Genomic DNA, 13,717 nt, shown 5'->3' on the forward strand with positions numbered 1-13,717 from the left:
TTGTTTTCGACGTGCTCATAACAACAACACGCCGCAGATCAACGAGGGCGGGGGGGTTAGGGGGTGGGGGTTGTCCAGGTGAAATTCGGGGCTCGGCGTTCTAGGAACGCTGCTACGCCCTCCGCCACCTCGCCGCTCGCGGCGACCTCCGCGTGCCAGCGGGCGACCTTCTCCTCGACCGGGCCACCGGCGGCGACCGCGTCCACGATCTCCTTGGTCGCCTGCTGGGTGAGGAGCGAACGGGACGCGAGGGTCGCGGTGAACGCGGCCACCCGGTCGCGCAGGCCGCCCGCCGGGACGACCTCGTCCAGCAGCCCGATCCGCAGCGCGTGCCCGGCGCCGACCAGGTCCGCGGAGAACAGCAGGTACTTCGCGGCGGCCGGCCCGACCAGCCGGACGAGCCGGGCCGTCGCGGCGGCCGGGTAGACGATGCCGAGCTTGGCCGGGGTGATCCCGAACCGCGCGTCCTCGGTGGCGAACCGCAGGTCGCAGGCCGCCGCGAGCTGGCAGCCGCCGCCCACGCAGTACCCCTCGATCGCGGCCAGCGTCGGCTTCGGGAACGCGGCGAGCGCCCGCTCGGCGACCGTCGACAGGTGCGAGTCGTCGTCGCGGTGGATGTCACCCAGCTCGGAGATGTCGGCGCCCGCGCAGAAGTCGCCGCCCGCGCCCGTCAGCACCGCGACCCGGACGGCGTCGTCCTTCGCCAGGGCGTCCAGGATGCCGGGAAGGGCCCGCCACATGTCCGCCGACATGGCGTTCCGCTTGGCCGGCCGGTCGATGGTGATCGTCGCGACGCCCTCGGCGACGCCGAAGCCTAGCCCGGCGGCCATGCTCATCGTCAGATCCCCCTCATCGGCGCGCCCCTTGTCGGTGCGACCCTCGTCGGTGCGACGCGGCTCATCGTACGGAGCGCGTTTCCGCCGGTCGTTCCCGGGGCATCTCCATTGATCGGAACCCCCACCGCGTTCGCGGAGTCATAACCACGGAGTCACATCCGGACGAGACGGCGGCGTGTCGGGGGACACCCGCCGGCGACACTCCGCCACGTCCCGTCAGCACAGGGGGAACGACCTGCATGAACGCAATCCGCGGCCGCCGGGGAATGCAAACCGGGCTTCGCGTGCTGTACTGTCGAGACATCGCCTCCGGATTCCGCGAATCGCTACGAAGGCGTTTCTTCCCCGCCCGGGCCATCTGAGCGCCCGGTGATCCTCCCGGTTCGGCACGCACATCGGTGTTCCGGACCGCCGCACAAGGGAGCCGACGTCAGCCCGGTGAACCGAGCTGCATTTCTCGCATTCCTCTCGCGTACGCGCCGCGGGTTCCGCCGCCGTACCCGGGAATCGACTCCAGGCTGCGCGGACCATTCCGCGCGGGCCTGAGAAGGGACCCACATGTCCACTCCCACCCTCACCACCGAACGCACCGACACCGAACGCACCGCGACCGGGCGGACCGGCGCCGAGCGCAAGGCGCAGGCCCACACCGTCCCGCCGCAGAACGGCCGGAAGAGCGGCCAGCAGGCGCGGCGCCCCGTCGAGGACGCGCCCGCCGTCCCCTTCCACGGCCTCCTCGCCGTCCAGGACAAGCACGCGTTCATCCGCACCTCCGGCTACCTCGCCGGCCCGGACGACGTGCACGTCTCCCTCGCCCAGGTCAAGGCGCACCACCTGCGTCCCGGCGACGTCGTCGCGGGCACCGCGAAGGCGCCGAAGTCGAGCCGGGAGAAGTTCGGCTCGCTCGCCCGCGTCGAGACCGTGAACGGCCTCCCGGCGGCGGAGGCGGCGAACCGCCCCGAGTTCGCCAAGCTGACCCCGCTGTTCCCGGACGAGCGGCTCCGCCTCGACACCGGCCCCCTCGCCACCCGCGTGATCGACCTGGTCGCGCCGATCGGCAAGGGCCAGCGCGGGCTGATCGTGTCGCCGCCGAAGGTCGGCAAGACGATGGTCCTGCAGGCCCTCGCGAACGCGATCGCGCAGAACAACCCCGAAGTGCACCTCATGGTCGTGCTCATCGACGAGCGCCCGGAGGAGGTCACCGACCTGCAGCGGACCGTGCGGGGCGAGGTCGTCCACTCGACGTTCGACCGTCCCGCGCAGGACCACACCGCGCTCGCCGAACTCACCATCGAGCGGGCCAAGCGGCTCGTCGAGCAGGGCCACGACGTGGTCATGCTGCTCGACTCGATCACCCGGCTCGGCCGCGCCTACAACCTGGCGGCGCCGTCCAGCAGCCGCATCCTCGCCGGCGGTGTCGCGACCACCGCGATCTACCCGCCGAAGAAGTTCTTCGGCGCCGCCCGCAACATCGAGAACGGCGGCTCGCTCACCATCCTCGCCACCGCCCTCGTGGAGACCGGGTCCCGCATGGACGACGTCTTCTTCGAGGAGTACAAGGGCACCGGCAACATGGAGCTCAAGCTCGACCGCGGCCTCGCCGACCGGCGCGTCTTCCCCGCCGTCGACATCGAGGCGTCCGGCACCCGCCGCGACGAGCTGCTCATGTCCCCCGAGGAACTCGCCCTCTCCTGGCGCCTGCGCCGCGCCCTCCAGGGCCTGGACCGTCAGCAGTCCGTCGAGCAGCTCCTGGAGAAGATGAAGGGCACCTCCTCCAACGCCGAGTTCCTCCTCCGCCTCCAGCAGTCCACCTGACCCGGCCCCCGACGCCCCGCGGAACGCCCCACACGGAACGCCCCAACACGCAACGTCCCCGTCAGCCGCAAAGACCGGAGCACCCTTCCAGGGCACGCCGTTGATCGGCTCTCGTCGATCGTCCCAGTCGATCGGCTCCAGTAAGCCGGTGCCGTCAGCCGGTCTGCTCCGGGCGGAAGGACTTGAGGATCTCGTCGTAGAGGCGCTGGCCCGGTGTCCAGCCGGGGTCCGGTGCGTGGAAGCAGAACTCGTATCCGGCCGCGCGGCTGCACAGCACGTGCCTGACGCCGTCCTCATCGCCGGCGCGCCGGCCGCCCCGCCAGGTGAACTCCCACTCGGCGGCGCCCGCGATCACCTCGGGGGCGGGTTCGAGCCGCAGCCGGTGGTAGCCGGGGAAGCGGTGCCCCCGCACCGCGCGGTGCTCCTCGGCGCGCAGCCCGGCGAGCGCGTCACCGGGTGCCGGGGCGATGCGCAGCCCCCGCTCGGATCCGGCGTCCGCCCAGGTCATGACGTCGCCGCGCCGCTCGGCCTGCCAGCCCGTCGGCACCCGCACCGAGTAGGCGCCCGTCTCGTGGTACTTCGCCGTCCTGGCCGTCACGCCCGCCGCCGGACGCAGCGCGACCGCCTCGCTCTTGCCGATCGACGTCCAGCGGGCCGCCCAGGTGCCCGCGCCCGCGGCCAGCACGGCGAGCGCCGCGACGCTGACGACGGCGCCCGGCCGCAGCCGCCCCCTGAAGGGCCGCCGGGGGCGGGCCACCATGGCGTGCCGTGTCCAGGGGACCCGGTACCGCCGCCCCGCGCGGGGACGCGTGGAGCCGCGCGACGGCGTCCCGCCCGATCCACCGCGCCCAGATCCGCCATGCCCCGAGCCGCCGTGCCCCGAGCCGCCATGTCCCGAGCCGCCATGTCCCGATTCGTTGCGCCCCACGCCGTCGCGTCCCGAGCCGTCGCGTCCCGAGCCGTCGCGTCCCGAGCCGTTGCGCCCTGACCCGTTGCGCCCTGACCCGTTGCGCCCTGAGCCGTTGCGTCCTGAGCCGTTGTGCAGGTTCCATGGGACGCGGGGGCCGCGCATGACTCGGCGCGCGGTCGGTACGCGGGGCTCTTTCGGCAGCGTCGCGCGCGTGATGCCCGGTTCCGGGAGGGAGCCGACGACGTCCCGCAGCAGGTCGGCGGTGGCCTCGGCGGTCAGGCGGTCCTCCGGCCGCTGCCGCAGCAGCCCCTCGATGACGGCGGTCAGCGGTCCCGCGCGCACCGGACGCGCGTAGTCGCCCAGCAGCACCGCCATCATGGACGCGAGCGCATGGCAGCGCAGGAACGGGGAGAAGCCCTCGACGGCCGTGTAGAGCGTCGCCCCCAGCGCCCACAGGTCGGACGCCTCCACGCTCGGCTGGCCGTCGACGCGTTCCGGCGGGAGGTAGGCGGGGGACCCCTCGATGCCGGCGGGCATCGTGTCGGCCAGTTCCTGGCCGTTGTGCATGTGCACGGCGAGCCCGAAGTCGCTGAGCAGCACCCGCCCGTCCTCGCAGATCAGGACGTTGCTCGGCTTGACGTCGCGGTGCAGGATCCCCGCCGCGTGGGACGCGCGCAGCACCGACAGGACGGCCGCGCCGATCTCCGCCGTCCGCCGCACGCCGAGCGGCCCGTCCTCGGTGACCAGGCGGTTCAGCGAGGACGACTCCAGGAACTCCATGACGATCCACGGGCGGCCGTCCTCGATGATCAGGTCGTGGACGGCCACCACCCCGGGATGCCGCAGCCTGGCGGTGGCGCGCGCCTCCGTGAGCAGCCGCCGGCACATCACTCTGCGCTCGCTCTGCGTGGTGCGCGGCGGGAGATGGACCTCCTTGACCGCGACGTCCCGGTCGAGCATCTCGTCGTACGCCCGCCAGACGGTGCCCATGCCGCCCCTGCCGACCACAGAGAGCAGGCGATACCGTCGCGCGAGCGGTATCAACCGATCCCCTTTCATGCTGGGGATAATCGCCGGAACGCGCCCAAGACACGCCCCTTCGGCATCAATTGATTTTTGACCGCTCGGCAGCCGGAAATGCGCGCGGAGCCGTGGTATAACCGCGCGCCGCGCATTTAGGCGAGTACGCTGCGCGCCCACTTGTAGTCGGACTTGCCGACGGCCGTGCGCTGCACCTCGTCCACCACCGTGATCTGCCGCGGCAGTTTGTAGCCGGCGAGGCGGCCCCGGCAGTGCTCGGTGAGCTGCTCCAGCGTGATGTCGGCGCCGGGGCGGGGCGCGACGACGGCGGCGACGCGCTGCCCGAACCGCTCGTCCGGAAGGCCGACCACGACGGCGTCGTAGACGTCGGGGTGGTCCTTCAGCGCGACCTCGACCTCCTCCGGGTAGACCTTCTCCCCGCCCGTGTTGATCACGAGGGAGCCGCGGCCGAGGAGGGTGATCGTGCCGTCCTGCTCCAGGCTCGCGAAGTCGCCGGGGACGGACCAGCGGGTCCCGTCGGCGGCGGTGAAGAAGGTCGACGCGGTCTTGTCGGGGTCGTTGTAGTAGCCGAGCGGGATGTGGCCGCTGCGCGCGAGCTTGCCGATCTCGCCGGGCCGGACGACGTTCAGGTCGTCGTCCAGGACGGTGATGCCCGGCTTCATCATGAACCGGGCCGTGCCCTCCTTGGCGTCGACGGACGGGCCGCAGGCGCCGGTCTCCGAGGCACCGTAGTTGTCGAGGAACAGGATGTTCGGCAGGTGCTCCTGGAGCGCCTGCTTGGCGCCCTCCGTGAGCGGCGCGCCGCCCGAGGCGATCGCGATCAGCGAGGACGTGTCGTATCCGCCGCCCGCCAGTGCCTTCGCGACCGGCCGCGCCATGACGTCGCCGACCACCATCAGCACGTTCGCGTTCTCTTCGGCGACCAGTTTGAGCGCCTTGTCGGCGTCGAACGCGTGGTCGGTGTAAAGGACGACCTTCGCGCCGCTGAACAAACCCATGAACGCGACCCACTGGCCGGCGCCGTGCATGACGGGCGCGCAGTCGAGGACGGCCATGCCGGGCTGGTCGGCGTTGGCGGCCAGTTCCTCGGGGCTGCCGATCGGGTCGCCGAGGACGTTCCCGCCGCCGAGCGCGCCGAAGAAGATGTCCTCGCAGCGCCATTCGACGCCCTTGGGATAGCCGGTCGTGCCGCCCGTGTACATGATGTAGCGGTCGTCGCTGGAACGCGGCGGGAAATCGTCGCTGGGGTCGGCGTCGGCGAGGGCCTTCTCGTAGTCGACCGCGCCCGGGATGGTGTCCTTCGCGCCGTCCTCCAGGGCGACGATGTGCCGCAGCTCGGGTAGTTCGCCGCGGATCTCCTCGACTTTCGCCAAGAGCGAACGCTCGCCGATCAGCGCGACGGAGTCGGAGTCGTCGAGGACGTGCCGCAGCTCGGCGGCGACGTAGCGGAAGTTCACCGGGATCGGCACGGCGCGGATCTTGAAGACGCCGAGCATCGCCTCGATCCACTCGGCCCGGTTGTAGGCGAGGATCGCGACGTGCTCGCCCGGCCGCACCCCGGCCGCCGCCAGATGGTGGCCGACCCGGCTCGCGCGCTCGCTGAGCTGCCGGTACGTCCGCCGCTCGGCCCCGGCGACCAGGGCCGGACGGTCCGGTCCGGCGGCGGCCAGGATCTCGATCAGGTCGGCCAGGTTGTAGCTTCGCGCCATGCCACGTCCTCGCAGGTGTCGGGGTGGGGACCGGCTTCCGATCCTGCTGCCGAACGGCGCGTGAACTCAATGGCTATTGGCGTCCGGTCCAATGAGATGAGTCACATGTCACTGTCCGCGTCGCACTGAGTCCCATCCCACAGCGCCTCATCCGGCCACGGGCGGGGTCCTTACACGGTTCTTATCTGGGTACCGGCATGCTTGGCCGTAACGATTCAGTATCAGACGGGGGTAGTGGTGAGCGCAGGCGCGATGGCGTGGACCCCGCCGACGTGGGAGGAGATCGTCAGCGAGCACTCGACCAGGGTGTTCCGGCTGGCGTACCGGCTGACCGGCAACCGACACGACGCGGAGGACCTGACGCAGGACGTCTTCATCCGCGTCTTCCGCTCGCTGTCGTCCTACAGCCCCGGCACGTTCGAGGGCTGGCTGCACCGGATCACGACGAACCTGTTCCTCGACCGCGCCCGGCGCAAGCAGCGCATCCGGTTCGACTCCCTCGCCGACGACGCCGCCGAGCGTTTGCAGGGCCGGGAGCCGACGCCGGCACAGGTCTACGACGACCGCCATCTGGACGCCGACATCCAGAAGGCGCTGGACGGGCTCGCCCCCGAATACCGCGCCGCCGTCGTCCTGTGCGACATCGAGGGCCTCTCCTACGAGGAGATCGCCGCGACCCTGGGCGTGAAGCTCGGCACGGTCCGCTCCCGCATCCACCGGGGCCGCGCGCAGCTGCGCGACGCCCTGGAGCACCGCCGCCCCGCCGAATGCGCCCAGTGACGCCACGGCGCCGCCGCGCCTGATCGGCGGCACCGCGCGCCAGGTGACGAGCGTCACTAGTGACTGCCGAGTAACTTCCGGCCTACCCTTCGGCCGTGGACATCGTCTTCGATCGCCGCGGCGAAGGCCCGCCCCTCGTCCTGCTGCACGGCATCGGGCACCGCCGCCAGGGCTGGACCCCCGTGCTGGACCTGCTCGCCGCGGAACGCGACGTCATCGCCGTCGACCTGCCCGGCTTCGGCGACTCCCCGCCGCTCCCGCCCGGCACCGCGTACACGCTCGACACCGTCATCTCGATCCTCGCCGACTCGTTCGCCGACCTCGGCCTGGACCGTCCGCACATCGCGGGCAACTCGCTCGGCGGCCTGTTCGCCCTCGAAGCCGCCGACCGCGGCCTCGCCAGCTCCGCGACCGGCCTGTCCCCGGCCGGCTTCTTCAACGCGGCGGAACTGCGGTACGCCGCGTCCGTGCTGCGGGCGTCCCGGCTCGGCGCCCGCGTGCCCGACGGCGTCCTGACCCGCCTCGCCCGGTCCCCGCGCCGCCGCGCCGCGATGTTCGGCATGATCTACGGCCGTCCCGACCTGATGGACCTCGAGGTCCTCACCGGCGACGCCCGCGCGATGCGGGACGCCCCCGGCTTCGAACCGACCCTGCGCGCCGGGCGCGACGCCCGCTTCCTCGGCTCCTGCGCGGACGTCCCCGTCACCATCGCGTGGGGCACCAAGGACCGGCTGCTGCTGCGCAGCCAGGCCGTCCGCGCCCAGCGCCGGCTGCCGAACGCCCGGTTCGTCTGGCTGGAAGGCTGCGGCCACGTCCCCATGGCGGACAACCCGTCGCTCGTGGCGAAGGTCCTCCTCGACGGCAGCGCCCACCCGTTGAAGACGCAGACCGCAGCCTGACCCGTTACCTCCAGCGGGCGATCACGGGACGCATGTGCTCGCCGTCACCGGCCGCGCCGACTCCCCACAGGCCGCCGCCGGGAATCGGCGCCAGCCCGGAGAGGGACGCCATGCCCTGCACCGGGACCGAGGCTCGCTGCCAGCCGGTCTCGGTCCGGCGCAAGGCGTACATGGTGTAATCCGGCTCGGACGGCGTGAAGGTGTCGCCGACGGCCAGCGCCTGCTTGCCGCTGACCGCCACGTCCATCAGTTCACCGCGGCCGTCCGGGACTTTGACCGCGGTCCATTCGCGACCGTTCCAATGCAGGAGCAGCGGACGCCGGATCTCGTCCCAGCCGGGTGCGCGTTTGCCCCAGCCGGAAACCCAGACATCGCCTCCGGCCGCGATCCGCACCCGCGTGAGCCGGTTCGTCCACTCACCGGTGGCCGGTTCGGGGACCCGCTTCCAGACGCGGCCGTTCCAGTGCAGGAGCAGCAGGTGCTCGCGATGGACGTCGCCGTCCGTGTAGTCCGTTCCCGCGACCCACACGTTGCGCGGTCCGCGCGCGTCGATGGTGTCGAGCGAGAACTCGTCACCGAGGTCGGGCAATCGGACGTTCCGCCATTGCCGTCCGTCCCAGTGTTGGACGAATCCGCGCATGACCTCTGTCCTGGCGTCGTAGGTGCCGCCGGCGAGCCATGCGTCCGCGGGCCCGACGGCCTCGATCGCCCCGTTGCCGGACTGCTGTGCGGGAACCGCGGCGTACGGGACGGCCGTCCAGCTCCTGCCGTCCCAGTGCAGGAGGCCGCAGTCGGCGGACGCCCACACGTCTCGCGCGCTGGAGGCACTGACATGGTTGACGCGGCCGACCTTGGGAATGGGCGCCTGCCGCCATTCGCGACCATCCCAACGCAGCATGAGGGAGGGAAAGGCGCCCCTGCCGAAACACTCATCGTCGCTGGACGCGGCCTCGGCCGGAATCGGCCCCGTGCCGCTGTCGGCGACGAGGAACCCAGCGGCCCACGCGGCGTTGCCGCCTGCTGCGGTGACGCTGACCAGATTCGCCCTCCCTTGCAAAGAAACCTCGAAGAGCTGCCATTTCGGGGGCGCCGCCGACGCCGCCGTCGTGCCCGCCAAGGCGATCACGAGAGCGGCGGCCAGACCTGTTCGAGTTGTTGCCTCGCGCATGCGAGAACCTCCTTTTCGTCCGATCGGCTTCAGGGGGCGGGGACGGCGCCGATCTTGTCGACCCAGCCCTGTCGCTCGAAGGAGAGGTACTCGCCGCCGTCGGCGCTGCCGCTGGGGAGCTCCTCGAAGTCGAGGAGCTGAGCGGTCGCCGGGTCCACCGTCAGCCGCACGCCGCCCGCGCCGATGGCGACGCCGGGCCTGCCCATCCGGTCCTTGATCCCTCCGGTGACGTGGAGGGACGGGCAGTCCGCCAGGATCCGGTAGAGGGCGGCACGGGTGCCCGGGGTGGTGGGGACCATGAACAGGTCCCAGGCGCTGACGAACACGTACTGGCAGAAATCGGCGGGCGCGGTGTAGCCGTGCGAGCCGCCCCTGCGGTCCTGCCGCCACAGTTTCCGCAGGTGGCTTTCCAGGCCGTTCTTGGTCGCGGGCAGTTTCGCGATGGTCTTCCACTCGATCTCGTGGGAGCCGATGACGGGGTTCACCAGATGCGAGCCCTTGTCATACGTCGTCGTGGACGGCTTGGAGTCCGTCGTGCCACCGTTCACGGGCAGCGCCGGGGAGCCGGCCGCACGCCAGGCCGCCTCGTCCTTCTTGGTGGGGAAGTCGGCCCGGACGTCCAGGGGACCGTGCGAACGGAACCGCATGCCGCTGCCGCCCGGCAGGGTGCACTTCCACTCTTCGAAACTGCTGGCGGTTTGCGCCTGGAACGTCTGGCGCTTGCCCATGGGCGTCGGGACGCCGGGGCCGGGCTTGAAGGGCATCAGGTCATCCGACATGCGGGTCCGGGTGTACCAGCAGACCCCATGGCCGGCGGGCTGCTTGGCGGCCGTCTCCGCGCTGGCCAGCAGGAACGTCCGCGTGTTGAGCGCCTCCTGCCCTCCGGTGCCGCCCTCGTGGCCGCCTTGCCCGCCGCCGGACAACGTCACGGTGGCCGCCACCACCGCGGCGGCCGCCACCGTTGCCGTACCGGCGACGATGACCGGCCGCCACTTGCGAACGGCACGCGGACTCGGAGTGGATGCGCCGGCCCGCATGCGAACGGCCGCCGCGTCGGGACGCCGTTCATAGGCCGCGTCGGCGAGCTCGTCGACCATCGGCTTCAGGTTGTCGATCACGTTGCTGACTTCGTCGTTCTTCACGGCTTCTCCGTGGTGACTCGGGGGTGCAGGGCAGGTCCGGACGTCCGCGCGCCGGTGTCGTCGAGCGCGCCGGCGAGGCGGCGCCGTCCCCGGTGCAGCCGGACGAGGAAGGCGGCACGGGAGCAACCGGCGACGCGGGCCGCGTCGGCGGGCGCCAGCCCGTGCCAGGCGGTCAGGGTGACCGCCTCCACCTCCTTGGCGGACAGGGTGCGCAGCGCGGCCAGCGCCTGGTCGCGGGCTATGACGCGGTCGGCGATGTCCCGCGCGTGCCGCTCGGCGTCGGTGCTGAGGTCGGTCAGCCGGTCGACGAGGCGGCGCGCCCGGCCGGTGGCGCCGTGCGACTGGCGGGCCAGGTTCCGGGCCACGCCGAGCAGCCAGGGCAGCGCCCGCTCCGGCACCTCGTCGATCTTCCGCCAGGCGGTCGTGAACACCTCGCCGGTGACGTCCTCGGCGGCCCGGGGCGCCACCCGCAGCACGACGTAGCCGAAGACGCTGCGGTAGTGCGTCTCGTAGAGGCGGGTGAATCGGGCTTCTTGCTCGTCCACGCCACCTCCTCTCTTCTCGGGTCCGTAACGACAAGAAGTCGCAGAAGGCGTCACCGGATTACATGAGAAGCCGAAACTTTTCGTACCTGCCGAATGATTGGCGTGGACGAACAGCCGGGTTAGCATCCGATCCATGGGCTCCGGCTATCGGGTTCTCAGCGAAGACCAGGCAGAACACTTCCTCGACCGGGGATACGTCCTCATCAACGACTGCTTCACCCCGGAGGCCGCCGAAGAGTACACGAGCACCATCTGGACACGCCTCGGCTACGATCCCGGCGACCGGTCGACCTGGGCAGAACCCGCAACCCACCTGCCCGCCCACCGAGAGATGGACATCAAGGAATTCGCCCCCAAGGCATGGGACGCCGTATGCGACCTGGTCGGCGGCGAAGACCGCATCGAGCAGCCCTACAACTGGGGCGACGGCTTCGTGGTGAACCTCTCGCAGGGCTCAGAAGAGCCGTGGTCGCCGCCATCCGCCCGGTCCCCCGGCTGGCACAAGGACGGCGACTTCTTCCGCCACTTCCTGGACTCCCCCGAGCAGGGCCTGCTCACCCTCGTCCTCTGGTCGGACGTCCAGCACCAGGGCGGCGCGACGTTCGTCGCGGCCGACTCGATCGCCCCCGTCGCCCGCTTCCTCGCCGACCACCCGGAGGGCGTCCTGCCCACCGAATTCCCCTACGCGAACCTGGTCGGCCAATGCGCGGATTTCGTCGAGGCCACCGGACGCATAGGCGACGTGTACCTCCTGCACCCCTACATCCTGCACGCCAAAGCCCAGAACCTGCTCCGCCGACCGCGCTTCATCACCAACCCGCCGGTCACCCTGGCCGAGCCGATGAATTTCAACCGCCCGAACCCGGCCGACTTCTCCCTGGTAGAACGGACTATCCTGCGAGCCCTGGCCGTAGACCATTACGACTTCACACCAACTGCTCCCCGCGAAGAAGTCGTCCCCGAACGCGTCCTACGCCAGGCCCGCATGAAAACCCAAGAAGAAGCCCGCCTATCCGCAGGGCCCCGTTAACCAACAGGATTATCCGGCGAATCCAGCCACACCCGCTGCCCCTCCGCCGTGACCGTAACCCATACCGACACGCCTCCGGCTCACCCGCCGCCGCCCAGGGCACCACGACCAGGCCACCGATCCTCGTCTGCTCAACCCACGCATACGGAACCGTGTGCGCTGCCGCAGTGGCCAGCACTCGATCGAACGGCCCGTATTGGGGTGAGCCGGCCTCTCCGTCCCCAGCGATGACGGTCACGCTCGGCTGACCGGCGACGCGCAAGGCCCGACGGGCCTGCTCGGCTGCTTCATGATCGATCTCGAGCGACACCACCTCGGCCCCGAGCGCCGCCAGGCAAGCCGCGTTGTAGCCGGTGCCGGTGCCGATCTCCAGCACGCGCATACCCGGCTCAAACTGCAGGGACTCGATCATTTGAGCCATCACCGATGGGGCGGACGAGGACGAGACCGGCCACATCCCGTCCTTCACCTGCGTAGCGATCGCCTCGTCCGACGTCACCAACCGCTCCCACTCGTCCGCCGCGCGGACCCGTGACAACTCTACGAACCGGCCGTCCTCGACCACCCAGACCGTCTCCGGGACGAACAGCCACCGATCGACGTCCGGCAGTCCGGGAAAGTCACTCATCCTTCCCCAGTCCCGTTACACCCGTTGCACGTGATCTTTTAGGACGAGCCGGTGGCTACGTCAGGTCGTAGCGTCCTGCGAGGACGTCTGTGTGGAAGGCACGCCACGTTGCGGTACTGAACGCCAATTTCGGCCCGTCCGGGTCCTTACTGTCCCGGACGGCCGTCCCACAGCAACTGCAGGGGCCGACCTCGACGCATGCCCCATCGTTTGCGCTGCGAGTGGCCTTATGCCATGCCGCAACCTCAACACATCCGCCGTTGTTTGCGCTGCGGCGACTCTTGCGCCAGGCGAGATCGTTGCTCAGACCCATCGTCTTTCACCTCGTTCAGGACAGGCCATCGGCCAGTTCCGTGATCAGGGAGCGGGACTCGTCCGGGCCGAGGGCCCGGGCGCGTAGCTGGTTGAACAGCACGCCGTAGGTTTCGACCTCCGTCGGTTGCTCAAGGTAGAGACCGTTCAATCGCAGTTCGAGGTAGACGACGTCTGGGTCCAATGGCTCAGGGAAGCCCAGGACGCTGAAGCCGCCGCTGGCGATCGCCGGATGCGCCCCTGCCTCCAAGGGGAGCACTTGAAGATCCACGTTGTCGTTGCGTGAGGCGGCCAGCAAGTGTTGGAGTTGTTCCTGCCTCACCGCTGAACCTCCGACCTGTCGCCTGACCGCGTCCTCGTTGATGACGAACCAGGTCTTCAAGGGGTCATCCCCCACGAGTCGTTCCTGTCGCTTCATGCGAACAGCGACCATTCGCTCGATTTCTTCTTCAGAATAGGTCCGCAGCTCCGCCCCGAGTAGTGCCCGCACGTAGGAATCGGTCTGGAGAAGGCCGGGGAGGACATCGACGCTGTACTGCCGGATAGTGCTGGCCTCTTCCTCCAAGCCCGTGTAGGAACTGACGATCTCCGGTAGGTCGTACTTCTGCCACCAGCCCTTGATGCGGCACTGGCGGGCCAGGGTCACCAGTTCGTCGGTCTCTTGCTCGCCCAGGCCGTAGAGCCTGCACAGCATGGCGATGTCGCCGGGCTTGGGGTTGTGCGTCGCGGCCTCGATGCGGCTGATCGTGACCGGGCTGATGCCGGCGAACGTCGCCGCCTCTTCGCGGGTCTTCCGCGCGTCCTTGCGGAACTGCCGCATGATCGCGGCCAGCCGTCGACGGCGGACAGTGGGGCTCGTCCGTCTTGTGGTCATCGTTACCTCACGGGAAGTTTGTCCACTG

General features: G+C 70.4%; 12 protein-coding genes and 1 pseudogene. 4 read left to right on the forward strand and 9 right to left on the reverse strand.

The window, feature by feature from the left end; all coding sequences use genetic code 11:
* Window positions 1-56: 56 nt before the first annotated feature.
* Window positions 57-836 carry an enoyl-CoA hydratase/isomerase family protein gene (locus ABZ806_RS39010; protein WP_500223519.1) on the reverse strand — a complete coding sequence of 260 codons (780 nt, stop codon included), beginning with the start codon at window positions 834-836 and terminating at the stop codon, window positions 57-59.
* Between the two features lie 666 nt (window positions 837-1,502).
* On the opposite strand from ABZ806_RS39010, the pseudogene rho reads away from it, so the two are divergent.
* Window positions 1,503-2,651: pseudogene (gene rho, locus ABZ806_RS39015) on the forward strand (transcription termination factor Rho); the annotation flags it as partial.
* Window positions 2,652-2,805: 154 nt separating this feature from the next.
* Here rho and ABZ806_RS39020 read toward each other — a convergent pair.
* Window positions 2,806-4,620: a serine/threonine-protein kinase gene (locus ABZ806_RS39020; protein WP_500223521.1), complete on the reverse strand. Its 1,815-nt coding sequence runs from the start codon at window positions 4,618-4,620 to the stop codon at window positions 2,806-2,808.
* Between the two features lie 116 nt (window positions 4,621-4,736).
* A complete protein-coding gene (locus ABZ806_RS39025; RefSeq protein ID WP_500223522.1) occupies window positions 4,737-6,311 on the reverse strand; it encodes an acyl-CoA synthetase in 1,575 nt (524 codons plus the stop codon).
* Between the two features lie 252 nt (window positions 6,312-6,563).
* On the opposite strand from ABZ806_RS39025, the gene sigE reads away from it, so the two are divergent.
* Both sigE and ABZ806_RS39035 read left to right on the forward strand, forming a co-directional pair.
* Window positions 6,564-7,091 carry an RNA polymerase sigma factor SigE gene (gene sigE, locus ABZ806_RS39030; protein ID WP_500223559.1) on the forward strand — a complete coding sequence of 176 codons (528 nt, stop codon included), beginning with the start codon at window positions 6,564-6,566 and terminating at the stop codon, window positions 7,089-7,091.
* Between the two features lie 95 nt (window positions 7,092-7,186).
* Entirely contained in the window at window positions 7,187-7,990 is an 804-nt protein-coding gene (locus ABZ806_RS39035; RefSeq protein WP_500223523.1) for an alpha/beta fold hydrolase, read from the forward strand.
* 4 nt (window positions 7,991-7,994) lie between these two features.
* Here the strand turns inward: ABZ806_RS39035 and ABZ806_RS39040 are convergent, their stop codons facing one another.
* From ABZ806_RS39040 to ABZ806_RS39050, 3 genes are read right to left on the reverse strand one after another with little or no spacing between them, the layout of a single operon-like run.
* Entirely contained in the window at window positions 7,995-9,158 is a 1,164-nt protein-coding gene (locus ABZ806_RS39040) for a hypothetical protein (protein ID WP_500223524.1), read from the reverse strand.
* A gap of 29 nt (window positions 9,159-9,187) precedes the next feature.
* A complete protein-coding gene (locus ABZ806_RS39045; RefSeq protein ID WP_500223525.1) occupies window positions 9,188-10,300 on the reverse strand; it encodes a hypothetical protein in 1,113 nt (370 codons plus the stop codon).
* Window positions 10,297-10,845: an RNA polymerase sigma factor gene (locus tag ABZ806_RS39050; RefSeq protein ID WP_500223526.1), complete on the reverse strand. Its 549-nt coding sequence runs from the start codon at window positions 10,843-10,845 to the stop codon at window positions 10,297-10,299. Before ABZ806_RS39050 ends, ABZ806_RS39045 begins: the two co-directional genes overlap by 4 nt.
* Before the next feature lie 133 nt (window positions 10,846-10,978).
* On the opposite strand from ABZ806_RS39050, the gene ABZ806_RS39055 reads away from it, so the two are divergent.
* Window positions 10,979-11,875: a phytanoyl-CoA dioxygenase family protein gene (locus ABZ806_RS39055; RefSeq protein ID WP_500223527.1), complete on the forward strand. Its 897-nt coding sequence runs from the start codon at window positions 10,979-10,981 to the stop codon at window positions 11,873-11,875.
* On the opposite strand, the gene ABZ806_RS39060 is transcribed toward ABZ806_RS39055, so the two are convergent.
* From ABZ806_RS39060 to ABZ806_RS39070, 3 genes are read right to left on the reverse strand one after another with little or no spacing between them, the layout of a single operon-like run.
* Window positions 11,772-12,503 (reverse strand): protein-L-isoaspartate O-methyltransferase family protein, encoded by a 732-nt coding sequence (locus ABZ806_RS39060; RefSeq protein ID WP_500223529.1) that lies wholly within the window; start codon window positions 12,501-12,503, stop codon window positions 11,772-11,774. The genes ABZ806_RS39055 and ABZ806_RS39060 overlap by 104 nt on opposite strands.
* Window positions 12,504-12,558: 55 nt before the next feature.
* Complete coding sequence (locus tag ABZ806_RS39065; protein ID WP_500223530.1) at window positions 12,559-12,816, reverse strand: DUF397 domain-containing protein; 258 nt, start codon at window positions 12,814-12,816, stop codon at window positions 12,559-12,561.
* Window positions 12,817-12,831: 15 nt separating this feature from the next.
* Window positions 12,832-13,689 carry a helix-turn-helix domain-containing protein gene (locus tag ABZ806_RS39070; RefSeq protein WP_500223532.1) on the reverse strand — a complete coding sequence of 286 codons (858 nt, stop codon included), beginning with the start codon at window positions 13,687-13,689 and terminating at the stop codon, window positions 12,832-12,834.
* Between the last annotated feature and the right edge of the window lie 28 nt (window positions 13,690-13,717).

Origin of the sequence: Spirillospora sp. NPDC047418, assembly GCF_040643275.1 — a bacterium.
Taxonomy (GTDB): domain Bacteria; phylum Actinomycetota; class Actinomycetes; order Streptosporangiales; family Streptosporangiaceae; genus Spirillospora.